Genomic DNA, 24,118 nt, shown 5'->3' on the forward strand with positions numbered 1-24,118 from the left:
GGATTCCTGAGTTTGCCGCCTTTCTGCAACTCGAATTATTTAGGGTATGTGGCCACACTCGGCTCGTCAGTTTGAGGATGAATAATTAATGAGTGATTTAACTCATGATGGTGCAGAACGCCTTGCGCTGCACGAATTCACGGAAAATGCGTATCTCAACTATTCCATGTACGTCATTATGGACCGTGCTCTGCCGTTCATTGGCGATGGTTTAAAGCCCGTACAGCGTCGTATCGTCTATGCGATGTCAGAGTTGGGATTAAGCAACAGCGCTAAATTCAAAAAATCAGCTCGTACCGTTGGTGACGTGCTGGGTAAATACCATCCGCACGGCGACAGCGCCTGCTACGAAGCGATGGTATTGATGGCGCAGCCGTTCTCCTATCGTTATCCATTGGTTGATGGCCAGGGTAACTGGGGGGCACCGGATGATCCGAAATCCTTCGCCGCGATGCGTTATACCGAATCGCGCCTGTCGAAATATGCTGAAGTCTTGCTGGGTGAGTTAGGGCAGGGGACGGTTGACTATGTGCCGAACTTTGACGGCACCATGCAAGAGCCGAAAATGCTGCCTGCGCGTCTGCCAAATATTCTGCTTAACGGCACTACCGGCATCGCTGTCGGCATGGCAACGGATATTCCTCCGCACAACTTGCGTGAAGTGGCGAAAGCGGCAATGACCCTGATTGACCAGCCGAAAACCACGCTTGATGAACTGCTGGATATTGTTCAGGGGCCGGATTACCCAACCGAAGCTGAAATCATCACCCCGCGTGCTGAGATCCGCAAAATCTACCAGAATGGCCGTGGTTCTGTGCGCATGCGCGCGGTGTGGAAAAAAGAAGATGGCGATGTGGTGATTACCGCATTGCCGCACCAGGTTTCTGGTGCGCGTGTGCTTGAGCAAATCGCCAGCCAGATGCGTGCTAAAAAGCTGCCAATGGTTGAAGACTTGCGCGATGAGTCGAACCACGAAAACCCGACACGTCTGGTGATTGTTCCACGCTCCAACCGTATCGACGTTGAGCAGGTGATGAACCACCTGTTTGCCACCACCGATCTTGAGAAAAGCTATCGCATTAACCTCAATATGATCGGCCTGGATAACCGTCCGTCGGTGAAAAACCTGCTGGAAATTTTGACCGAATGGCTGGTTTATCGCCGTGAAACGGTACGCCGTCGTCTTAGCTATCGTCTCGAAAAAGTGCTCAAACGCCTGCATATCCTCGAAGGTTTGCTGGTGGCGTTCCTCAATATTGACGAAGTGATTCATATCATTCGTACTGAGGATGAGCCGAAGCCGAAGTTGATGTCGCGCTTTGAATTAAGCGAAACGCAGGCTGAATCTATCCTTGAGCTGAAATTGCGTCATCTCGCGAAACTCGAAGAGGTGAAAATTCGCGGCGAGCAGAGCGAGCTGGAAAAAGAGCGTGATCAATTGCAGGGCATTCTGGCGTCTGAACGCAAAATGAATACCTTGCTGAAGAAAGAGTTGCAGGCAGATTCCGACGCTTATGGCGACGATCGCCGTTCACCGTTGCGTGAGCGCGGCGAAGCGAAAGCGATGAGCGAGCACGATATGACGCCGTCAGAGCCCGTCACCATTGTGCTGTCGCAAATGGGGTGGGTCCGTAGCGCGAAAGGTCATGATATCGACGCGCAAGGGCTTAACTACAAAGCGGGTGATAGCTTCCTGGGTTGTGCTAAAGGCAAGAGCAACCAGCCGGTGGCGTTTATCGACTCTACCGGGCGTAGCTACGCGCTTGACCCTATTACGCTGCCGTCTGCGCGCGGGCAGGGCGAACCCCTTACCGGTAAACTGACACCGCCGCCGGGAGCTGTTGTTGAGCATGTCTTAATGGCGCCAGACGACCAAAAACTGCTGATGGCTTCTGATGCCGGTTATGGCTTTGTCTGTACCTTTAACGATTTAGTGTCGCGCAACCGTGCGGGTAAAACGCTAATCTCTTTGCCGGAAAACGCGAAAGTGATGCCGCCAATTGAGATCTCAAGCGTTGACGATTTGCTGCTGGCGATTACTGCGGCTGGTCGTATGTTGATGTTCCCGGTGGGCGATTTACCGCAGCTTTCGAAAGGCAAAGGTAATAAAATCATCTCGATTCCTTCTGCGGAAGCGGCGAAAGGTGAAGACAAAGTGGCACATCTGTTTGTCTTGCCGCCACAAAGTACCGTCACGTTGCATGTCGGCAAGCGCAAAATTAAACTTCGCCCGGAAGAGCTACAGAAAATAACCGGAGAACGCGGTCGTCGCGGTACGCTGATGCGTGGCCTGCAACGTATTGATCGTGTTGAAGTTGATTCTCCGCTTCGCGCCAGTGTGGGTGACAGCGAAGAGTAATTGAAATCTGGCGGCAGCGATGCTGCCAGAAACGCTAAAGCAAGTCATACTTGTCAGCGGTTTAGGCTTTTGAGGTTGTTATGCTATCCATCGTACGTTTTATTATCGTTATCATTTATTGCATCCTGGTGAGCATTTTTGGCTGTATTTATTGCCTGTTCAGCCCACGTAACCCGCGCCATGTTGCCACTTTTGGTCATCTGTTTGGGCGCATGGCGCCTGTGTTTGGTTTGAAAGTCGAAACCCGTTTACCGGAAGGTTATGAAAATCACCCGACGGCGATTTATATCTGTAACCATCAGAATAATTTCGACATGGTGACAGCGGCGAGCATTGTGCAGCCGCCGACCGTGACCGTCGGGAAAAAAAGCCTGCTGTGGATTCCCTTTTTTGGCCAAATCTACTGGTTAACCGGAAATATGCTGATTGACCGTGACAATCGCGCCAAAGCACTCAGCACCATTTCCCAGGTGGTGGCGCAAATTCAGAAACGTAAAATTTCGGTCTGGATGTTCCCTGAAGGCACGCGTAGCCGTGGTCGTGGCCTGTTGCCGTTCAAAACCGGCGCGTTCCATGCCGCCATTGCTGCGGGCGTCCCCATTATTCCGGTGTGTGTTTCCAATACCAGCAATAAAATTAAGCTAAACCGTTGGAATAACGGTTTGGTGATTGTCGAAATGCTGGATCCTATTGATATCAGTGATTATGGCAAAGATCAGGCGCGTAAACTCGCGACTCATTGCCGCGATATCATGAGGGAAAAAATCGCCGAATTAGATAAAGAAGTCGCGGAGCGTGAAGCCTCCGGCCGAGTTGAGAAAAAGCAGGCGAGCTGATCGCTTTTATTTTGGCGGTACGTTTTGTACCACCCTATGATATTCAGTTTCACATGGAGTTTATATGTCACTCAGTCGGCGTCAGTTTATACAGGCATCAGGAGTCGCACTTTGTGCAGGCTCGGTGCCACTGAGGGCAAACGCGGCAGGACTGCAGCAACCTTTACCCGTTCCACCTTTACTTGAGTCCCGCCGTGGGCAGCCTTTGTTTCTAACGCTACAGCGGGCGCACTGGTCATTTACCGGCGGCGCTAAGGCGCCGGTCTGGGGTCTGAACGGACGTTATCTGGGGCCGACCATCCGTGTATGGAGCGGCGATGACGTGAAGATGATTTACAGCAATCGTCTGCAAGAAAACATTGCTATGACGATTGCCGGTTTGCAAGTTCCAGGCCCGTTAATGGGTGGCGCCGCACGTCTGATGCAGCCCAATGTTGATTGGGCGCCTGTGCTGCCGATTCGCCAGCAGGCCGCAACATTGTGGTATCACGCCAACACGCCGAATCGTACGGCAAAACAGGTTTATGCGGGTCTGGCTGGCATGTGGCTTATCGAAGATGAAGTCAGCAAAAATCTGCCAATTCCAAACCACTATGGCGTCGATGACTTCCCGGTCATCATCCAGGATAAGCGTCTGGATAACTTTGGCGCACCTGAATATGAAGAGCCGGGCAGCGGTGGTTTTGTCGGTGATACGCTACTGGTCAATGGTGTGCAGGGACCGTATGTCGAGGTTTCGCGTGGCTGGGTGCGTTTGCGTCTGCTTAATGCCTCCAACTCGCGCCGCTATTTGCTGCAAATGAGCGATGGCCGTGCGATGCACGTTATTTCCAGCGACCAGGGTTTTCTCACCGCTCCTGTTTCAGTGAAACAGCTTTCGCTGGCACCGGGTGAACGCCGTGAGATTCTGGTCGATATGAGTGACGGGAAAGAGGTGTCGATAACCTGCGGTGAAGCTGCGGGTATCATGGACCGTATTCGTGGCTTCTTTGAACCGTCGAGTATTCTTATCTCCACGTTGGTTCTGACGTTGCGCGCAACCGGTCTGCTGCCATTAGTGACCGATACATTGCCAATGCGCTTGCTGCCGGATGAAATTATTAACGGCAACCCAGCCCGTAGCCGTGAAATTACCCTCAGCGAAGATCCTGGCATTAATGGTCAGCTCTGGGACATGAAGCGCATTGATATTCAGACTCAGCAAGGTACCTGGGAGCGCTGGACCGTGCGTTCCGATATGCCGCAATCCTTCCATATTGAAGGTGTCAGTTTCCTGATTAAAAACGTCAATGGTGCAGCGCCATTTGGCGAAGACCGCGGCTGGAAAGACACGGTTTGGGTCGATGGGCAGGTTGAGTTATTGGTCTATTTTGGCCAGCCTTCTTGGGAACATTTCCCATTCCTCTATACAAGTCAGACGCTTGAAATGGCCGACCGTGGTTCTATTGGGCAATTGTTAGTACAACCTGCGCCGTAAACCACCCTCACCCTGGCCCTCTCCCTCAGGGAGAGGGGATATTCGGTGTTCCCCCTCTCCTGAGGGAGAGGGTTGGGGTGAGGGCAAGAAAACATTGATCGCCCGCATTAATCCTTCATTAATTACCCAATAAAAGCGTATAATCGCCGGCTTTGGTTATTTTTAAATCATTTTTTATTCATTTTTCGGAAGCATTATGAGCTCTATTAGCTTGATCCAGCCCGATCGCGAACTCTTTTCGTGGCCACAATACTGGGCAGCCTGTTTCGGCCCGGCACCATTTTTACCCATGTCACGCAAGGAAATGGACGAGTTAGGTTGGGATAGCTGTGACATCATTCTGGTTACCGGAGATGCCTACGTCGACCATCCAAGTTTTGGTATGGCTATCTGTGGCCGTATGCTGGAAGCCCAGGGCTTCCGCGTGGGTATCATTGCCCAACCAGACTGGAACACTAAAGAAGACTTCATGCGCCTTGGCAAACCGAATCTGTTCTTCGGTGTAACCGCAGGCAACATGGACTCGATGATCAACCGCTATACTGCGGACCGTAAACTGCGCCACGACGATGCGTATACGCCAGATAACGTGGCGGGCAAACGCCCGGACCGTGCATCACTTGCCTATACCCAACGCTGTAAAGAGGCCTGGCGCGATGTGCCCGTTATCCTTGGCGGCATTGAAGCGAGCCTGCGCCGTACCGCACATTACGATTACTGGTCTGACACCGTTCGTCGCTCCATTCTGGTGGATGCTAAAGCCGACATGCTGATTTTCGGCAACGGCGAGCGCCCGCTGGTAGAAGTGGCTCACCGCCTGGCAATGGGCGAGAAAATCGACGAAATCTGCGATGTGCGCAACACCGCAATGATGCGTAAAGAAGCAATGCCAGGCTGGTCTGGCGTGGATTCTACGCGTCTGGATATGCCTGGTCGTATCGACCCGATCCCACACCCATACGGTGAAGATTTGCCGTGTGCGGAAACCGGTAAACCGGATAAGCCTATTAACGAAGCTCAGGCTATCGTGGTGAAACCTGCACCGATGAAGCCGTGGGAAAAAACCTACGTGTTGCTGCCGTCCTTTGAAAAAGTCAAAAACGACAAAGTGCTGTATGCGCATGCTTCACGTATTTTGCACCATGAAACCAACCCTGGTTGTGCTCGTGCGTTAATGCAAAAACACGGTGACCGTTACATCTGGATTAACCCGCCAGCCATCCCGCTTTCCACCGAAGAGATGGACAGCGTATTCGCACTGCCTTATAAGCGCGTTCCACATCCTGCCTATGGCAAGGCGCGTATCCCTGCTTATGAGATGATCCGTTTCTCGGTGAACATCATGCGTGGTTGCTTCGGTGGCTGTTCATTCTGTTCTATTACCGAACACGAAGGGCGCATCATTCAGAGCCGTTCCGAAGATTCGATCATCAGCGAAATTGAAGCGATGCGCGATACCGTTCCAGGCTTTACCGGCGTGGTTTCGGATCTCGGTGGCCCAACCGCTAACATGTATATGCTGCGCTGTAAGTCACCGCGTGCGGAACAAACTTGCCGCCGCTTGTCTTGCGTGTACCCGGACATCTGCCCGCACATGGACACCAACCATGAGCCGACGATCAACCTGTATCGCCGCGCCCGTGAGATTAAAGGTGTTAAGAAGATCCTGATCGCATCCGGTGTTCGTTACGATATTGCCGTTGAAGATCCGCGTTATATCAAAGAGCTGGCGACTCACCACGTGGGTGGTTATCTGAAGATTGCTCCTGAACATACCGAAGAAGGGCCGCTGTCTAAGATGATGAAGCCGGGTATGGGCAGTTATCAGCGCTTTAAAGAGCTGTTTGATACCTATTCAAAACAGGCTGGTAAAGAGCAGTATCTGATTCCGTACTTTATCTCAGCACACCCTGGTACGCGTGATGAAGACATGGTGAATCTGGCGCTGTGGCTGAAGAAGAACCGTTTCCGTTTGGATCAGGTGCAGAACTTCTATCCGTCACCGCTGGCGAACTCGACCACCATGTATTACACCGGCAAGAACCCGCTGGGTAAGATTGGTTACAAGAGTGAAGATGTGGTTGTGCCAAAAGGCGATCGTCAGCGTCGCTTGCACAAAGCTCTGCTGCGTTATCATGATCCTGCCAACTGGCCGCTGATTCGTGAAGCGCTGGAAGCGATGGGTAAAAAGCACCTGATTGGTGGCCGCCGTGAGTGTCTGGTACCTTCGCCAACGATTGAAGAGATGCGTGAAGCGCGTCGCTACAACCGTGGTGCTCGCCCGGCATTGACGAAACATACTCCAATGACGCATCAACGTCGTGCGCCTGCGGCTGCTGGCGCTAAACCTGCTACTGGCGCAAAGCCGACTGCAGGGGCAAAACCTAACGCGGGTGTGAAAGCTGGTGTAGGTGCAAAGCCAGCAGCTAAAGCGACAGCTAAGCCTGCAGGCAGGAAGCGTCCGGCGTAGTTAATGCCCTCACCCTAACCCTCTCCCCCAGGAGAGGGGACTGTTTGGTTTTCCTCTCCCTGGGGGAGAGGGCCGGGGTGAGGGGGCTTTAAACCTTAACTCCCAAACACATCAGGGTCTGGCCCCAGACGCTTACCGCTATCGAGCTTCGCAATCTCACTTAACTCGTCTTTATCAAGACGGAAATCAAACACGTCAAAATTCTCCGCAATGCGCGATGGCGTCACCGATTTCGGGATAACCACCAGCCCGCTATCGAGATGCCAGCGAATCACCACTTGTGCTGGAGTTTTGCCGTATTTATCGGCCAGGTCGCGGATGATTTTCTTATCGAACACACCTTCACCACCCTGAGCCAGCGGGCTCCAGGATTCGGTCTGAATTTTGTGTGTCGCATTCCAGGCATGAAGCTGGCGTTGTTGCAGTAATGGATGGAGTTCAATTTGGTTGATAACCGGAGAGACACCCGTTTCATCAATCAAACGCTGGAGATGATTGAGTTGGAAATTACACACGCCAATGCTTTTGACCAGCCCCTGTTTTTGCAGCTCAATCATGCCTTTCCAGGCTTCGACATAATGATCTTTGCTCGGCACCGGCCAGTGCATTAAATACAAATCGACGTAATCCAGCTGAAGTTTTTCAAGGCTGTCTTCTAACGCCTGACGCGGCCTTTGTTGATCGTCATTCCACAGTTTGGTGGTAATAAACAGTTCGTCGCGCGTAATTCCAGCCTGTTTTAGCGCATTGCCCACGCCGTCTTCGTTCTTGTACGCTGCGGCGGTATCAATGGAGCGATAGCCGACTTCCAGCGCTTTATCAATTGCAATCAGGACCTGGTCGTTACTGGCTTGCCAGACGCCTAGCCCCAATTGCGGCATTACATTCCCGTCCTGGAGCTTGATTATGGTTGGTTTTGCCATCGATTCCTCCTTATTCACAATACAACCGGGGCGGCGCCCCGGTGTAACAATTGCATTTAAGTCTGGACCAAATACTCAGAAACGTGAAAAAAAAGCTAAATTACTTAGCGTGCTGCCTCGTAAATGCGACGGCTTACGTCCAGAGTAATGTCCTGGCGCTCACCCAATTTCGTCATGCCTTTTTCTTCCAGTTTGACCAGCAGAGCCGGGATAGTACTGCCATCCAGACCGTAGGCTGACAGGCGAGTTGGGGCACCCATTTGCTCGAAGAAATTGCGCGTTGCTTCGATGGCGGCATCAATACGCTCTTCTTCAGAACCTTCAGTGATATTCCATACGCGATCAGCGTATTGCAGCAGTTTGCCGCGCTTCTCGTTACGTTTTTCATTCAACAAAGAAGGCAGAACGACTGCCAGAGTCTGCGCATGGTCCAGGCCGTGCATCGCGGTCAGTTCGTGACCCAGCATATGAGTTGCCCAGTCCTGCGGCACACCTGCACCGATCAGGCCGTTTAACGCCATAGTTGCCGCCCACATAACGTTGGCACGCACGTCATAGTTTTCTGGCTCTTTCAGCGCAATCGGGCCGTCTTCAACCAGCGTTAACAAAATGCCTTCAGCAAAACGGTCCTGCACTTTCGCGTTCACCGGGTAAGTGATGTACTGCTCAACGGTGTGAACAAAGGCATCCACTACGCCGTTTGCGACCTGGCGCGGTGGCAAGGTGTAGGTGTAAACCGGGTCAAGTACCGCGAAGACAGGCTGTACGTGTTCGGACATAAACGCCTGTTTGTCGCCTGTTGCACGGCGGGAAACTACAGCACCTTTGTTAGATTCAGAACCGGTCGCAGGCAGAGTCAGAACAGAACCCATTGGGATGGCGCTCTTAACGTCGTTGCCGTGCGTCAGCAGAATATTCCATGGGTCGATATCAGCCGGGTAGTTGGCTGCTGCTGCGATGAATTTAGTGCCATCCAGCACAGAACCGCCGCCGACGGCTAACAGGAAAGTGACTTTCTGCTGGCGAACGATTTCGACTGCTTTCATCAGCGTTTCGTAAGTTGGGTTAGGCTCAATGCCGCCGAACTCCAGTACATCCAGCCCGTTAAGCTCGGCATAAACCTGGTCCAGTACGCCATTTTTCTTTACGCTGCCGCCGCCGTAGGTAATCAGAACACGAGCATCAGCTGGAATTTGTGCACGCAGTTCGGAAATAGCGCCTTTACCAAACAGGATGCGAGTCGGGGTATGTAGGTTAAAGTTGTTCATTATTGGTTCCCTTAGCTTGGGTAAACAGAGATTGCTTATCGCATTTGATGGTATGCATTGTCGGCTTCAGGGGGGAATCTCTCAATGCTTATTCCTGCCTTTGTCTTGCCTATTTCTCCATGCTGCTGGAGAAATATAAAAATTAGTCGCACACTGACACCGTCAGAAATACCATGCGGAGCGCAGGAAAATGAAGCGGAAAGCGATTTGTCAGCAGTTAACCAATAAGATTAATTATTTGATACAAAAAGAAAATAGTGGTCTGAGTTCACTTCCCAATGTGAGCTTGCTGTATGGCACTAAACCTTATGCTCGCACGCCAGTAATGTACGAACCGGGAATCATTATTCTCTTTTCGGGTCATAAAACGGGTTATCTGAACGATCGTGTTTTCCGCTACGACGCCAATGAATACCTGCTGCTCACCGTACCGCTTCCCTTTGAATGCGAAACCTTTGCCACACCAGAGGTGCCGCTGGCTGGCTTGCGCATTAACATCGATATTTTGCAGCTTCAGGACTTGCTGATGGATATCGGTGAAGACGATTTATCGCACCCGCAAACCTGCTCTACGGGGATTAATTCAGCCGAGCTTTCCGAGGAAATTCTTTGTGCTGCCGAGCGTTTGCTCGACGTGCTGGAGCACCCGCTCGATGCCCGTATTTTGGGCAAGCAGATTATTCGCGAGATCCTCTATCACATGCTGGTGGGGTCGTGCGGAGCAGCACTGTTGGCGCTGGTGAGTCGGCAGACACATTTCAGCCTGATAAGCCGTGTGCTCCGGCGTATCGAAACGCAATACACTGAAAACCTCTCAGTGGACCAACTGGCCGCAGAAGCAAATATGAGTGTTTCGGCGTTTCACCATAACTTTAAGTCGGTCACCAGCACCTCACCGCTGCAATATCTCAAGAGCTACCGGCTGCACAAAGCGCGCATGTTGATTCTGCATGATGGGATGAAAGCCAGTACCGCTGCCATTCGTGTTGGCTATGAAAGCGCGTCGCAGTTTAGCCGCGAGTTTAAACGCTATTTTGGGGTGACGCCGGGCGAAGATGCGGCGCGGATGCGTGTGATTTAACGAGAAAGGGCGGGGGGATAATTTAGCATTCCCCCCAGAAACGTTAAGCGGGGTTAAATTTTTTCCGGATGACCACAAACAGCGTCCCTACCAGGCCTGCAACCAGCAGCACCATTGGCAAGATCATCAGGCAAGTCATCACCTGGTCTTCATGACGTTTTACAAACGGGATCATGCTCAGGGCATAGCCCAGGCTTGTCACGCTGCCGACCCACAACAGCCCGCTTAACCAGTTAAACACCTGGAAACGGCGGTTACTGAGGCCTGAAATCCCGGCCATGGTTGGCAGTAATGTGCGAACAAATGCTAAAAAACGCCCGGCCAGCAGAGCGAATAAACCGTGGCGGTCAAACATCACCGTCGCGCGCTGGTGGTACTGAGGCGGCAGTTGTTGCAGCCAGCTTTTCACTATTTTTGTGTTGCCAAGCCAGCGACCTTGCGCGTAACTCAGCCAGCAACCGAGGCTTGCCGCCGCAGTTAAGATAATGATTGTCGGTATAAATCCCATGACCCCTTTTGCCACTAACGCGCCTGCGAGTAGGAGCAAACTATCGCCTGGTAAAAACGAGGCGGGCAATAATCCATTTTCAAGAAACAGCGTCGCAAACATGACGCAATAAACCACTCCAACAACATGAGGGTCCGCGAGTGCAGCAAAGTCATGTTGCCAAAGCGCCTGAACGATATTATGTATAACAGCCATGGCAAATCCTGTGGAACCGCTTTATTGAGCAGGCCTGAATCTAAAGCAGTTAGATTAGGCTCACCTTAATTTAGAGTAAGAAGCCTTAATTTTAGTGGCTCTCATTGTCGGGGCATAGTGTAACGCTAAAAAGCCTGCGACATCTTGATCACAGGCTCAACAAATCATCCTGAAACAGAAAAAAGTGTCCTTTCAGGTATCCACTTCCGGCAATTTTAAGCAATACGCTGGAAACCTGCGTCCAAATCGGCGATCAAATCATCAACATTTTCCAGGCCAATGTGTACGCGCACTAGCGTTCCAGTGAAGTCTACGCCGCCTGCCGGGCGAATCTCAGCGAGCTCTTCCGGTTGGTTGGCAAGGATAAGCGATTCATAGCCGCCCCAGGAATAAGCCATACTGAAGTATTGGAAATGGTCCAGATAATGCTGGTATTGCTCGTTGCTCAAACGCTTTTTCAGCACGAATGAGAACAAACCGCTGCTGCCTGTAAAGTCACGTTTCCAGAACTCGTGACCTTTACTACCCGGCAATGCCGGATGGTTTACACGTTCTACCTGCGGATGCTGTGCCAGCCATTCGGCAATTTTCAGACTGCTTTCGTGATGCTGACGCAGGCGCACACCAAGGGTACGTAAGCCTCTGCTGGTCATGTACGCCGTGTCTGCATCCAGCATCTGCCCCATCAGATAAGAATTCTCACGCAGCTGATCCCAGCAACGCGCGTTCGATACGGCTGTACCTACCATCGCATCGGAATGACCAATCAGATACTTGGTACCGGCCTGAATCGAAATATCGATGCCGAAATCCAGTGCTTTAAATAAAATTCCTGCCGCCCATGTGTTATCAATCATGATGATGGCTTCAGGGGCAACACTGCGCACCGCCTTAACAATGGCTGGAACGTCATGTACTTCCATTGTTATTGAACCAGGCGATTCCAGAAATACGACTTTAGTATTGGGTTGCACAAGTTCAGCAATACCTGCGCCGATCATTGGGTCAAACCAGGTGGTGGTCACGCCGAGTTTTGCGAGGATCTTGGTACAGAAATCCTGACTTGGCTCATAGGCGCTGCCAGTCATCAGGACATTATCGCCATGCTCGACGAACGCCAGAATCGCATTGGCAACGGCTGCGGCACCACAAGGGTAAAGTGCGCAACCCGCACCGCCTTCCAGCTCACACATCGCTTCTTGTAATGAGAAGTGGGTGAGGGTGCCGCGGCGGCCATAAAAAAGCTCGCCTTTCGCGCGGTTAGCCGTCGCCTGTTTTTTAGCTTCTACAGTTTCAAAAACCAACGACGAAGCGCGTTGAATGACGCTGTTAACCGAACCCTGGGTGAATTTTTTATCGCGCCCGGCATTAACCAGCGCCGTTTCGATGTGCTTCTTCGCAGTCATGTTCACTTTACCCTGTTTAACCATCTGGATGTCTAAACTTAACTTATCATGATTTTGCTGCGTAAACGCAAGGAATGCATAGACAATTTCAGGCACTCTTTAAATACTAATGAGAACTACTATCAATTCGATGTCGTTTTGATATTATTGCGCACAGTTTTTGTATCATTTCGTGGTGGAGAGTAAGAGTGACGAATAATTTGATGCAGACAGACCTCTCTGTCTGGGGTATGTATCAACATGCCGACATCGTGGTAAAGATTGTGATGATCGGCCTGATTCTGGCTTCTGTCGTCACTTGGGCAATCTTCTTTAGCAAAAGTGTTGAGCTGCTGTCGCAAAAGCGCCGTCTTAAGCGTGAACAGCAACAACTGGCTAATGCCCGCTCTCTGAATGAAGCCAGTGAAATGGCCGAAACATTTGATGCGAAAAGCCTCAGCACAATGCTTATCAATGAAGCTCAGAATGAACTGGAGCTCTCCGCGGGCAGTGAAGATAACGAAGGCATTAAAGAGCGTACCGGTTTCCGCCTTGAACGCCGCGTTGCGGCAGTGGGCCGTCACATGGGACGCGGTAACGGCTTCCTTGCGACAATCGGTGCGATCTCCCCGTTCGTCGGTCTGTTTGGTACCGTCTGGGGCATCATGAACAGCTTTATTGGTATTGCGCAGTCGCAGACCACTAACCTTGCTGTTGTGGCACCAGGTATTGCAGAAGCCTTGCTGGCAACGGCTATCGGCCTGATTGCAGCCATTCCTGCGGTTGTTATCTATAACGTGTTCGCCCGTGTTATCGGCGGCTATAAAGCCTCGCTTGGCGATGTTGCTGCTCAGGTTCTGCTGCTGCAAAGCCGTGATCTGGATTTAGGCGCCAGCTCTCAGGCGCGCCCGGTACGTACAGCTCAGAAACTGCGTGTAGGTTGATACCATGGCTTTGCGTCTTAACGAAAATCTCGACGATAACGGTGAAATGCACGAAATCAACGTGACACCGTTTATCGATGTCATGTTGGTATTGCTGATTATCTTCATGGTTGCTGCACCACTTGCAACGGTCGATGTGAAGGTTAACCTTCCTGCATCGTCAAGCCAGCCGCAGCCGCGCCCGGAAAAACCGGTCTATTTGTCTGTCAAAGCCGATCACTCGATGTTTATTGGTAACGATGCAGTAACCAAAGAGAATATGATTAATGCTCTGATGGCCGCGACCGAAGGCAAGAAAGACACCACGATTTTCTTCCGCGCAGACAAAACGGTTGATTACGAAACGATGATGAACGTAATGGATACTCTGCATCAGGCAGGGTATTTGAAGATTGGGCTGGTTGGGCAAGAAGTCACTAAAACCCAGTAACGCCACCTACATATGCATCATGAAACGGCCTGTTAGTTAAACTAACAGGCCGTTTTTTTTAACCCCGCCAATTTTAGTTAGCTCAGAGCGCTATTCTGCTATTTATCCTCTAAATAACATCTCTTTGCTGACTTAATCTAAATTATAAAAATCACCCGACTTTATTATTGCAACTATAAGAAAAACAGACTCAGACTAACAATAACCTTCTATGCTTTTGCTGTACGTAATAGTTCTGTTATGAAAATACCTAATAAAAACTGAACGATAAAAGCGTGGATAACTCAATGGCAACGATGACTGTTTTGCATACAGACAATAAGCAGCCCGATGTGGTGTCACTAAGAAGTATTTATCTGCAAGCTGATATATTAATGTTTTTTGTTATCTGGGGGCTTTTTGCTATTTCACTGGCAGTAGGGTGGGCTTACGATGCGCTCCCCGTGGCACTGGTGGCGGGTGGTCTACTGGCTATAAGCTCAAGCATTGTCAAAGCATTACTACCCGGTACATTATTGACCCGCTTGTATTACGCTTTTACGCTAATCGGTTTTGCAGCTCTGTTAATACAGTTGGGTGAAGGTGAGACTGAATATCATTTTTCGGTTTTTGTATTGTTATCAGCATTATTGGCTTATCGAGATTATCGCCCGATATTAATGGGAGCCGCGGTTGCTGCCATCCACCATGGGTTATTTGCCTGGCTGCAAGCCAATGAGTTATTTGGTATTACCTGCTTTATGCACCCAGGTATTCATATGGTGGTGTTCCATGCCATTTTTGTGGTGGCGCAAACGGCAATACTGCTTTATATGGCTCTACGCATGGCTGACGATGCGCGCTCAGCCAGTGAAGTTGCACAACTGGCCGCGCAAATTAACCGCCAGCCAGGGTGCCTTACGCTTGCTGCAAGTGAAAGAGAGAGCCGAACGCCTTTTGCTCAAACCTTTAATACCACGCTCACCACCATGAGAAACACGCTAGGGCAGGTGAGCCTTGGCGTGGCATCGGTGCTCTCCGCCTCGGAAAGTATTATTCAGCGTAATGCCGCGCTTTCTAAACGTACTGACGAACAGGCTTCTGCGCTGGCGATTGCAGCCAGTGCCATGGAACAACTGAGTTCGGCGGCCATCGTCACCAATGAAAAAGCACAAAGTGCCCGTATGCTTGCCACGCAAGTGACTGGCCTCGCCCACAAAGGCGGCATCAGTATTGATGCTGCCACGCAGACCATGGAACAAATCCGCGAAGAATCTGACCACATCAACAACATCCTGGAACTGATCGACGGTATTGCCTTCCAGACCAATATTTTATCGCTAAACGCCTCTGTTGAAGCGGCACGAGCGGGCACACATGGCCGTGGATTTGCGGTGGTGGCTTCAGAAGTGCGCACGCTGGCGTTGCGTTGCGAAAACGCGGCGAAAGATATTCGCCAGTTGATTAGTGTCTCAATGGAATGCACTCGTACCGGATCGCAGCAGGTGGAAAATGCCGGGCAAACAATGCGAGAGGTGATCGGTTCTATCAATGCTCTTGCGGTGCTGGTGGACGAGCTTTCGGACATGAGCGGCCAGCAGAGCCTCAGTATTACGCAAATGAACGGTAGCATTGCCAGTATTGATGAAAGCGTTCGGGATAACGTGGATCACACAGCGCAAACTATGCAGGCAGCACGTCAGCAACAGCAACAAGCCGATGGTTTACAGCAGGCCATTTCCGTCTTTCGCCTGGCATGATTTGCAGGTCTGCGATCCTTATCACAAGGGAGCGGATGAAGTTCGTTAACAACTTGTTAATAGCGGGCGTCGCGTCCTACTATCCTGGAATACCCGGGAGAAGTGAGAATGAAAATAACACGCCACCAGGAACTGGTTCAGCTCGTCGAACATTACAGTAATCTGACCACACAACAACTGGCTCAACTGTTAGCGGTGAGCCAGGAAACCGTGCGGCGCGATCTGCGTGTGCTGCAAAAGCAAGGTAAAATTGTTCGCCAGCACGGGCGTGCTAAGCGCATTAACCGTGGCGTTGATGAAAGTGGTGACCCGTTCACCGAGCGCCTGAAAAGCCATCTCAACAGCAAAGCCGATATTGCTCACCGGGCTCTGGCCTGGATTGTCCCCGGCATGGTGATTGCGCTCGATGCCAGTTCAACCTGCTGGTATCTGGCACGGTTACTCCCCGATATTCCGCTCACTGTTTTCACGAATAGCGAACGTATTTGCCAGGCGCTGGCGAAGCGCGAACACATCCAGATTATGAGTACCGGCGGATTATTGCAGCGAAAATATGCCTGCTATATCAATGCTCCGCTAGCCGCACAGTTGAAATCCCTGGATATCGACCTGTTTCTGTTTTCCTGTGAGGGTGTCGACAGTAACGGCACGCTATGGGACACCCGCAGCTGGAATGCCGAATATAAAACCATGCTGCTAAAGCGATCCGCCCAGTCACTGCTATTGATCGACAAGAGCAAGTTTGATCGTGTGAGCGAGGTGCGGATCGGTGAGCAAGTTGATGTCACCGAAATTATTACCGAAAGCAGCCAGCCTTTAATGGCTCATAAATGCGGAGTTTTGTAGCTGTTTTCCACCAGTGCACGGGTGCGTGAAAGTGTTTGAGATTCTTCATTTCGCAGTGTCTGGTAAACCGCTTCCAGCTTGGCAAGAATTTCATTCTTGAATTGTGGCTTGTGGGTCATTATTTCATTAAGAACAGTACCGTAAATCTCTTCTTTCACGCGGTAAGGATAAACTTGGTGGCGATTGTGCCATTTTTGCTCAATCAAAGCCGAGGTGATATTCATTTTTTCCTGGGAGAATTGGGCAATATTTTCATTTTTAATCAGTACCAAAGCTGCAATATTTTCACGTAATAATGCGTTCTCATCTGATTCTTCGGCAGATGAGGCTGTATTTTGTAGCGGGGAGGTTTGTACTTTCGACATGACATTACTCGCTCAGTGAATAAAACAAAGGCCAGCGTTTTTCCTGGGTTAATTGGTTTACCCAGATTTGCTGTAAATGCGGACTTATCTGCAATTTTTTATCGTCTATAAGCATTTGCAGATCGGCCGTGCTGATTTTTTCTTGCTCGATGAGTTCATTCAATACTCTAACCATCGCTTCAATCTTCACAGCACAAAATAAACGGTCTTTTAAATGCCTGTCATTTTCTTCAAGTAGCGTGTTTTTTGCCTGCCCTGCATAATGGTTGGCGCTCAGCACCATTTTCTCAAGCGTTAAAAGATTATCCTGCGCATTTGCACTTAAGTCATTATTTTCATCTGCTGGAACCCTATCAACCTGCGAGACAAGGAAGGGCGTCGACACCAGGTTATTGGGCAGCATGAGAGAAATCCTTTTATATCAATAAAATAAAAATGATGATTAACCAGCGTTGCGTTGACAATATTTTGCCTCAAAATTACTATAAAAAAAACAGGAGCCCCCATGCAAAGCATCATTTATTCGATTGTATTAATACTGTTGTTACTGAGTGCCGTATTGATGCTGATGCGCGAAGTGTTTCATCCCAAAGTTAAATCAACCCCGGCGGTTATCCCTAAATTAAATTTAATGCAAAGTGATGAGCGTGAAGATTACTTTGCGAAGTTAATGTCGAAAATTACACCTGACTATTATTGGCGGGTGAGCCATGAATATGTTGATTTTAACCATGCCACTATTAAACGTATGCTTATCGAAGAGCTCAGTACTGATCCGGCGCTCTTTGGTGCTCAGCGGCGTTGCAGTGACTTACATTCAGCGATTTATCGGTATTACGATAACCTCAGAAAGCGCTGCGCAGAAGGTGAGAAAGTGCCGTTTGCTGATATTGAAGTGCTAAATTTGCGGCAGTGTTTCGACGAGTTCAGCCATGATGCTTATCCCGCGTTAGTTGCTCTGGTGTGGCCGCATTACCAGCGCCCTGAGGTGGATTTGGTCAATGTTTGAGATTTTGACTCGCCAGGGAGTGCCGGGTAGCTGACTGTTTTCAAAACTAAAAAAAGCTAAGTCTATTAATGGATCAACTCTGTGTTTGATAAACTCAGCATAGTGGTTATTATTTGTTCACCCAAACGGAGTTGCTCGTCACGTTGCTGAATATTCAGTAATGCAGTATTTGCCCTAAAAAAAGATATGACTCATGCCCTTGTTTAAAAAAATCATTGCCGCTTCACTTTTAATTATCCCTTTAGTTATTAGTACAAATTCCTTTGCCTTTAATATGCCAAAGGAATTTGCATCATTAGGGGTGAAAACACTTTCAAATAAAGATGTGTTTTCTCAACGAGCTTCATTTATAAAACCTGAAAGCAAAACAAATTCTAATAAGGTCAGATCCGCTATTCTGGCTGAATTTTCTAACTGGAAAGGCACGCGTTATCACTTTGGTGGCACCACACATAATGGTGTCGATTGCTCTGCACTTATGCAGCATATTTTTAGTGACTCTTTCCATAAGTCGCTGCCCAGAACGACTACGCAGCAAATTCGTAATGGCGAACACGTCAATAAAGAAATGCTTAAACCTGGCGATTTAGTCTTTTTTCAAACTTCTCCTGGCACTCGCCATGTCGGCGTTTATGTCGGTAATAATGAGTTTATCCATGCCTCAAGCAGCATGGGAGTAACCATGTCTTCATTGGCTAACCGTTACTGGGTGGAGCATTATGAAACGGCTCGACGCTTAAAAGTGATGGGTTGATAACAAATATGCCTTCTGTGGTTTTATTTTGTATTCATTACCCTTATTATTAGTGCCGATTTTAAACTATTTATTTAAATTCATATAGTTAATGAATGAAATAACATTAACATATTTAGTTCATTCATAAGTTTCGGGATTTATATTCTTATTTCCAGCGAGATTGTTATCAAATGAAAAGAAATTTAATTCGCCATATGGCGGGTGCAGTTATGGTTGTACTGGTTGCGGGTACGATGCTCGTGGGTTGTGATGGAAAACAAGCAGGAGATGCGTCAATGAAATTTGTAAATGTAGAAAAAGTCTTAGTAGATTCAGGTCTGTTAAAACAAGAACAAGATCACCTTAAAGCCGTGAATCAATCTTTGCAAAATGGGCAGCATCTGGCTGAAAAAAGCTATGCAAATTTGCCAGCGAACAAAGTTGATACTGCACGAAACGCAGACAGAAATATTCTCGCGCAACAATGGAAAGGGCAGCAACAAGCTGCGCGTAATGTGGTGATGGCAGCATTGAAAAATGCGACCGACTCCTACCGTACCGAAAATAAAATCGGTGTAATTTTGCCAACGCAAGTGGCGATGTCGGTTGCTCCAGAGTTGGATGTCAGCGCTGAACTGACTGAGAAGCTTAAAACAGCAAAACTGGAATTTGCTAAAGTTCCGGATATCACCGTTAAAGCCATTCAAGCCGAAAAGCCTGCTGCAAAATAATCCGAGAATAAAAAAGCCTCGTTGAACCATTCAGCGAGGCTTAAATTCCACAGGCTGCCCCCTGCCAAAATCACCATAAGTAAATCCGATAATAGCGTTCAAAATTCCTGGGTAGAATGGCTACATTGCCCAGGGCAATGCCTGGATCAGCAGACAGGCCATAACTGAGCTGGCTTCCTTTTATCTTCAATTTTCAGGAGCCAGTTATGACTGCACAACGTTTGTGGATCAAAAACCCCCGCGCTATTTTTACCGCTAATTCGCAAGATGCTTCTGGCGGCATCGTGATTGAGGGGGCGGTTATCCGTGAATTAATTCCCGCAGGTGGCGAGCCCACCATGCCCTGCGATGCAGTATTCGATGCTCGCGAACTCGTGTTACTCCCCGGTCTCATTAATACTCACCATCACTTTTACCAGACTCTGACGCGAGCCTGGGCACCCGTGGTAAACGTGCCGCTGTTTCCCTGGCTAAAACAACTTTACCCCGTTTGGGCGCGGCTTGATGCCGAAGCTCTGGCGCTTGCCAGTAAAGTTGCGATGGCGGAATTACTACTTTCTGGCTGCACGACCACCACCGACCACCACTATCTTTTCCCTCAGGGGATGGAAGAGGCGATTGATGTTCAGGTGGATGTGGTTTGCGAACTGGGAATGCGTGCTGTGTTAACGCGGGGTTCCATGAGTCTGGGCGAGGATGAAGGTGGATTACCACCGCGCCATACCGTGCAGCAAGGCGAGACGATTTTACGCGACAGCGAGCGGCTGATTAAACGTTACCATCAGCGCGGAGCAGGGGCGTGGCTGCAAATTGCACTCGCTCCTTGCTCACCATTTTCGGTGACCACCGAAATCATGCGCGACAGTGCGCTGATGGCAGAGCTGGAAGATGTCCGTTTGCATACCCACCTGGCAGAAACCATCGATGAAGAAAACTTCTGCCTGCAACGCTTTGGCCTGCGTACGGTTGATTATCTTGAAAGTGTTGGCTGGTTAAATAATCGAACCTGGCTTGCTCATGGCATCCATTTCAATGAGAGTGAAATTCAGCGGCTGGGGCGTGCCGGAGTTGGCGTCTGCCATTGTCCGGTTTCCAATATGCGCCTGGCATCAGGCATGTGCCCGACGGTTGATCTGGAAAAAGCCGGTGCAGCGGTCGGCCTCGGTGTGGATGGTTCAGCCTCTAACGATGCTTCAAATATCATGTATGAAGCACGGCAGGCACTGTATCTGCAACGTCTGCGCTATGGTGCCGAAGCGATTACGCCGCAGCGGGTATTGGGGTGGGCGACTCAAGGTTCGGCAAAGCTGATTGGCCGCAGTGACATCGGTGAAATTGCCGTCGGAAAACAGGCCGATCTGGCGTTGTTTGCACAAGATGAGCTGCGTTTTAGCGGCAGCCATGATGCCATCTCAGCCCTGTTGCTATGCGGCGCTGAAAAGGCAGAGCATGTGATGGTTGGCGGCAAGTGGCGGGTGATGCAGGGCAATATCATTGGTCTGGATGTGCCGGATCTTATCTCCCGCCACCGAATGGCGGCGAAGAAATTAGTCGCTGATATTTAATCTCAGTCTTCCGTCAGTTCCTCGCCGCTTTTGCCTTTTCCCCATGCAACGCGGCGCTGGAGCATTTTTTTCAGCGCCCGCCCGGTGGTATTTAACCAACCTGTTGGGCGCGGATCGGCCAGCATGCTCAATGCGCGGGCGTAATCGAGTAGCAGGCCTGGCGTCCATGCCATGGTTTCAGCGCGTTTGCGCAGTTGCAGTGCTACCCAAAGTTCTGGCGTCGACATCAGTTTCCCCATTGCCATCCAGAAACCACGTTTGTGCCAAAGCCGGCCAACCGAACCCTCGAGTGCGGCTTCCAGAGCCCGCGCCACGCTGCTTGAACAGTTCCGATACGTCAAATTGTACGATTCATTCTGGCGATAGTTTTCCCAGAAAGCCTTAAGCCGGGATTCGCTGTAATTGCGGATGCGCACTTGCCTTGTCGACGGGCACCACTTTGCGGCTTCTGTCGCATAATCTGGCTGAAACAGCCCTGGAACGTTATTTTCGGGTGTGGCGCGCAGCAGGCGAGCGAACTCATCTGGCGACTGGTCAATAAGCTCAGCAGGATAGAGGCTGATGTAAACGCCTCCTGGGGATTCAAGTGCGGCGTGGCCGGTTGAAATAACCCCGTTGCGGTCGACCGCGGCGATATAGCGGCTAATCACCGGGCGGGGGATCGCTTCACCTGCGGCTGAACCGACGGGCGTCCAGACATGTACCGTAAGCGCTTTTTCGTCATCGCTCGGTGGGCCGTCCCACTCCACAACGTCTGGTGGAAGATGGGCGGCTTCTTCCATGAATACAGTACCTTTCAGGCCTGGATTCTCAGCGGCATTTTTGACGCGATTAGCGAGGATAAACAGGTTCCAGCCAGCAAATGCCAGGCCTAATCCGAGGCAGTAGGGCACCGTTCCGGAATAGTGGGTTGGCCACGGCTGGAAGAAAAATATCGCCAGCGCAATCTCAACAATGCCGCCCCATAAAGCAGGTCGCCAGCGTCGGTAGCGAACCACCACGGCTGAGGCGATTTGCAGTGCGCCATCAAATAAAAACAACAAACCAAAGATCATGGATAAAACGAAGTTACCGTGGTGATGACCGGCCAGAATCAACAACGCCGCAACGGTAAATGCCGTGCCTTTAACGTAGCGCAGAACACGCTGCCCGCCCATGCCACTGTGCGCCACCATCAATGTTGCAACACCTTCAAACAGCAACAGGCAGGCAAAGGGTTGGATAGGGAAATAGAGCGAGCCATCCAAAGCATCAACAATAATCACCACTCCGGCAATAAGCGTGATCCAGCCAAAACGGCGCAGCCCACGCCAGTGGGAACGCAGAAAATCAACACCGAGCAGGATCATTGTTAGCCGCATCATGGGTATTTTTCCGTGAATCAGTCCACCACATATATAGCCCACAAGACTCAAGTGCGATACGAAGCGAATTGATAAGGTTAACGCCGAGCCTGGAAAGTTGTTGCCAAAAGAGTTTTCGACACTGGGTTTTAAACCGCAACACTGGCAGCCTTTCGATGTCGCGATGATTTTTGTCGGCACGATGGCTAACCGTTTTTCAGACAGCACCAGCGAAATTGATAACCTGGCGTTGTTTAACGCGCTGAAAGATAAATACGGTGACAAGCAGGGGATGGGGGTATTTAACCAAATCAATTAGTTAGTGAACCCTTCAGCCTCAACCACTATCGAACCAGAAGAACATCGTTATCCGTTCAAACTGGCAAACCAGGCCACGCAACTAGCTTATAACTTACCGCGTTTCGACCATACTTCTCCGATGTTCGAGCGCCTGGCAAAAGACAATGATGGCGCTTTACTCACACTAACTCACCAGAAAAATCAGCAAGTTATTGGCGAACAGTTTGCTCACAGCGGCGCAAATGGGCTGGCGGACGACCCAACCACCAGTAACATGTGGGTGATCGGCCAGAAAAAAGCGGCAGACGCTAAAACCATTATGGTTAACGGGCCGCAGTTTGGCTGGTACGCACCGGCTTACACCTATGGAATCGGCCTGCATGGCGCTGGATACGATGTGGTCGGGAAAGCGGCTATTAAGCTGAGCCGGATATAACGTTGCGCTGCTGTGCTACCAACACAACAACGCCGCTGACCACAAGCAACTAACAGAGGTAGTTAATTATGGCTGAGAAACATTCTAAAGCAGAACCTGCGATTTCCAAAACCTGCCGCCGCTATAAAGTCGGCTAAATCAGTGCCCGGCATGAGAACAGCAAAACTCATATCACCACCTATTATTCACGCAGTCCCAGCCTGCACCTGAAGGGCGACTGGCTGGTTGAGGCGGGATTTACTACTGGAGCGGGCGTGACGGTGAAAATAACGGAGGGGTGTATTGTGCTGATGGCGGATAATAACGAGGTGCAGGAATTGCGCGAGCAGCTTTATCAGGCGCGGCAGGTGATGAAGGGAATACAGGACGCGCTGGTTTAGTGTTCTGAACGGCAGCGAATAAATATGAACAGGGAAGACCGCTAACGATACTTCCCTATGTTTATTTTGAGGTTTTATATTTTTTTCTCATTTAAAATAGCTATGGCATAATGCACGACTCTGTCGAGATTATTTTCCTCTACAGCCGAGAAATTACCATACTGAGCCATTGCTCTACATGTAGAAAGCTCTTTAATAGATTCCATGTGATTATTTAACGTTTGTATATTGTTGTGCCTTAACAAGAAGAAGTCTGCAGACTGCTGCTTTTTATTATTTTGCAATTCAATTATCAACTCATTTAATGCATCGAGTAATTTATCTGTTTTCATTGCCATGGAACCTTTGTTGTATTTGTTACCCAAACATCAGGTATATTCGATATTACAGCTTGATATTCGCCACCAGGATATCCTACGCCTTGAGCCGCTGCGCTTCCTTCGCTTAGCCACGTGCCTTGAGGGACTCTAAATTTTGATACATCAGTTATATTTACCCCCCAATCATGGCGAATGGCAAGCCCCTGCCTTAATGCATCTTCTGATGTATATAACTTATTTGTTAGCCATGAGTATTTTCTACCAGTCCTATTGTCTACACCATGATATTTATAAAGAAACTCATCCTGAGTTAACTTTCTGTTTGTATACATTCCATTTTCAAAGGTTGATGTAATATTATCAGGTAATTTTGGTCCGGGATAAGAATTACCTATATCTCCTTTACACAACCCCAGCGGATCAACATATTTAAGCGGATTATTAACATACCCGTAAGGATTTACCCCACCCG

The 24,118-nt window shown here is 49.7% G+C and carries 22 protein-coding genes and 2 pseudogenes; 15 read left to right on the plus strand and 9 right to left on the minus strand.

Annotation, left to right across the window (positions count from 1 at the left end; translation table 11 throughout):
- Positions 1-88: 88 nt before the first annotated feature.
- From parC to M975_RS00270, 4 genes are all read left to right on the plus strand, one after another.
- Positions 89-2,359 carry a DNA topoisomerase IV subunit A gene (gene parC / locus M975_RS00255; protein ID WP_064556588.1) on the plus strand — a complete coding sequence of 757 codons (2,271 nt, stop codon included), beginning with the start codon at positions 89-91 and terminating at the stop codon, positions 2,357-2,359.
- An 80-nt stretch (positions 2,360-2,439) separates the two neighbouring features.
- Positions 2,440-3,195, plus strand: coding sequence for a 1-acylglycerol-3-phosphate O-acyltransferase (locus M975_RS00260; RefSeq protein WP_064556589.1), 756 nt, complete (start codon positions 2,440-2,442; stop codon positions 3,193-3,195).
- 64 nt (positions 3,196-3,259) lie between these two features.
- Entirely contained in the window at positions 3,260-4,672 is a 1,413-nt protein-coding gene (gene ftsP / locus M975_RS00265; protein WP_064556590.1) for a cell division protein FtsP, read from the plus strand.
- Between the two features lie 196 nt (positions 4,673-4,868).
- Positions 4,869-7,142 carry a YgiQ family radical SAM protein gene (locus M975_RS00270; RefSeq protein WP_064556591.1) on the plus strand — a complete coding sequence of 758 codons (2,274 nt, stop codon included), beginning with the start codon at positions 4,869-4,871 and terminating at the stop codon, positions 7,140-7,142.
- Positions 7,143-7,237: 95 nt separating this feature from the next.
- Here M975_RS00270 and dkgA read toward each other — a convergent pair whose 3' ends face one another.
- Both dkgA and yqhD read right to left on the minus strand, forming a co-directional pair.
- A complete protein-coding gene (dkgA, locus tag M975_RS00275; RefSeq protein WP_064556592.1) occupies positions 7,238-8,065 on the minus strand; it encodes a 2,5-didehydrogluconate reductase DkgA in 828 nt (275 codons plus the stop codon).
- A 104-nt stretch (positions 8,066-8,169) separates the two neighbouring features.
- Positions 8,170-9,333 carry an alcohol dehydrogenase gene (gene yqhD / locus M975_RS00280; RefSeq protein ID WP_064556593.1) on the minus strand — a complete coding sequence of 388 codons (1,164 nt, stop codon included), beginning with the start codon at positions 9,331-9,333 and terminating at the stop codon, positions 8,170-8,172.
- Between the two features lie 190 nt (positions 9,334-9,523).
- Between yqhD and M975_RS00285 the strand changes: the two genes are divergently transcribed.
- Entirely contained in the window at positions 9,524-10,414 is an 891-nt protein-coding gene (locus M975_RS00285) for an AraC family transcriptional regulator (RefSeq protein ID WP_064556594.1), read from the plus strand.
- A 43-nt stretch (positions 10,415-10,457) separates the two neighbouring features.
- Here the strand turns inward: M975_RS00285 and M975_RS00290 are convergent, their stop codons facing one another.
- On the minus strand, positions 10,458-11,117 hold the full coding sequence (locus M975_RS00290) for a DedA family protein (protein WP_064556595.1): 660 nt from the start codon (positions 11,115-11,117) through the stop codon (positions 10,458-10,460).
- 215 nt (positions 11,118-11,332) lie between these two features.
- Positions 11,333-12,523: a cystathionine beta-lyase gene (metC, locus tag M975_RS00295; protein WP_064556611.1), complete on the minus strand. Its 1,191-nt coding sequence runs from the start codon at positions 12,521-12,523 to the stop codon at positions 11,333-11,335.
- 188 nt (positions 12,524-12,711) lie between these two features.
- Here metC and exbB point away from each other — a divergent pair, with 188 nt between their 5' ends.
- The 4 genes from exbB to fucR all read left to right on the plus strand — a co-directional run bounded on the left by exbB (position 12,712) and on the right by fucR (position 16,461).
- Positions 12,712-13,446, plus strand: coding sequence for a tol-pal system-associated acyl-CoA thioesterase (exbB, locus tag M975_RS00300; protein WP_064556596.1), 735 nt, complete (start codon positions 12,712-12,714; stop codon positions 13,444-13,446).
- A gap of 4 nt (positions 13,447-13,450) precedes the next feature.
- Complete coding sequence (exbD, locus tag M975_RS00305) at positions 13,451-13,876, plus strand: TonB system transport protein ExbD (protein WP_064556597.1); 426 nt, start codon at positions 13,451-13,453, stop codon at positions 13,874-13,876.
- 287 nt (positions 13,877-14,163) lie between these two features.
- Positions 14,164-15,615, plus strand: coding sequence for a methyl-accepting chemotaxis protein (locus M975_RS00310; RefSeq protein ID WP_064556598.1), 1,452 nt, complete (start codon positions 14,164-14,166; stop codon positions 15,613-15,615).
- A 108-nt stretch (positions 15,616-15,723) separates the two neighbouring features.
- Positions 15,724-16,461, plus strand: coding sequence for an L-fucose operon activator (fucR, locus tag M975_RS00315; RefSeq protein WP_064556599.1), 738 nt, complete (start codon positions 15,724-15,726; stop codon positions 16,459-16,461).
- Here fucR and M975_RS00320 read toward each other — a convergent pair.
- Together M975_RS00320 and M975_RS00325 are read right to left on the minus strand one after the other, a co-directional pair.
- Entirely contained in the window at positions 16,440-16,826 is a 387-nt protein-coding gene (locus tag M975_RS00320) for a hypothetical protein (protein WP_064556600.1), read from the minus strand. The genes fucR and M975_RS00320 overlap by 22 nt on opposite strands.
- 4 nt (positions 16,827-16,830) lie before the next feature.
- The gene (locus M975_RS00325) at positions 16,831-17,229 is read right to left on the minus strand and encodes a hypothetical protein (RefSeq protein WP_064556601.1); all 399 of its coding nucleotides are present in this window, start codon (positions 17,227-17,229) and stop codon (positions 16,831-16,833) included.
- A 102-nt stretch (positions 17,230-17,331) separates the two neighbouring features.
- Here M975_RS00325 and M975_RS00330 point away from each other — a divergent pair, with 102 nt between their 5' ends.
- The 4 genes from M975_RS00330 to M975_RS00345 all read left to right on the plus strand — a co-directional run bounded on the left by M975_RS00330 (position 17,332) and on the right by M975_RS00345 (position 20,867).
- Positions 17,332-17,835, plus strand: coding sequence for an ESA_00282 family adhesion-associated protein (locus M975_RS00330; RefSeq protein ID WP_064556602.1), 504 nt, complete (start codon positions 17,332-17,334; stop codon positions 17,833-17,835).
- A gap of 193 nt (positions 17,836-18,028) precedes the next feature.
- Positions 18,029-18,589 carry a C40 family peptidase gene (locus M975_RS00335; RefSeq protein WP_064556603.1) on the plus strand — a complete coding sequence of 187 codons (561 nt, stop codon included), beginning with the start codon at positions 18,029-18,031 and terminating at the stop codon, positions 18,587-18,589.
- Between the two features lie 173 nt (positions 18,590-18,762).
- Positions 18,763-19,302, plus strand: coding sequence for an OmpH family outer membrane protein (locus M975_RS00340; protein WP_157093307.1), 540 nt, complete (start codon positions 18,763-18,765; stop codon positions 19,300-19,302).
- Between the two features lie 206 nt (positions 19,303-19,508).
- Positions 19,509-20,867 (plus strand): 8-oxoguanine deaminase, encoded by a 1,359-nt coding sequence (locus M975_RS00345; RefSeq protein WP_064556605.1) that lies wholly within the window; start codon positions 19,509-19,511, stop codon positions 20,865-20,867.
- 2 nt (positions 20,868-20,869) lie between these two features.
- Here the strand turns inward: M975_RS00345 and M975_RS00350 are convergent, their stop codons facing one another.
- Entirely contained in the window at positions 20,870-22,231 is a 1,362-nt protein-coding gene (locus M975_RS00350) for an HdeD family acid-resistance protein (RefSeq protein ID WP_064556606.1), read from the minus strand.
- A 67-nt stretch (positions 22,232-22,298) separates the two neighbouring features.
- On the opposite strand from M975_RS00350, the pseudogene M975_RS22835 reads away from it, so the two are divergent.
- Positions 22,299-22,916 (plus strand): annotated as a pseudogene (locus tag M975_RS22835) (penicillin acylase family protein); the annotation flags it as partial.
- Positions 22,917-23,083: 167 nt separating this feature from the next.
- A complete protein-coding gene (locus tag M975_RS00360; protein ID WP_064556607.1) occupies positions 23,084-23,326 on the plus strand; it encodes a SymE family type I addiction module toxin in 243 nt (80 codons plus the stop codon).
- A 74-nt stretch (positions 23,327-23,400) separates the two neighbouring features.
- Here M975_RS00360 and M975_RS00365 read toward each other — a convergent pair whose 3' ends face one another.
- Both M975_RS00365 and M975_RS23055 read right to left on the minus strand, forming a co-directional pair.
- Complete coding sequence (locus tag M975_RS00365; protein ID WP_083967819.1) at positions 23,401-23,658, minus strand: hypothetical protein; 258 nt, start codon at positions 23,656-23,658, stop codon at positions 23,401-23,403.
- Positions 23,655-24,118: pseudogene (locus tag M975_RS23055) on the minus strand (hypothetical protein); the annotation flags it as partial. The gene M975_RS00365 and the pseudogene M975_RS23055, both read right to left, overlap by 4 nt.

The organism is Buttiauxella brennerae ATCC 51605, from assembly GCF_001654925.1.
Lineage (GTDB): Bacteria > Pseudomonadota > Gammaproteobacteria > Enterobacterales > Enterobacteriaceae > Buttiauxella > Buttiauxella brennerae.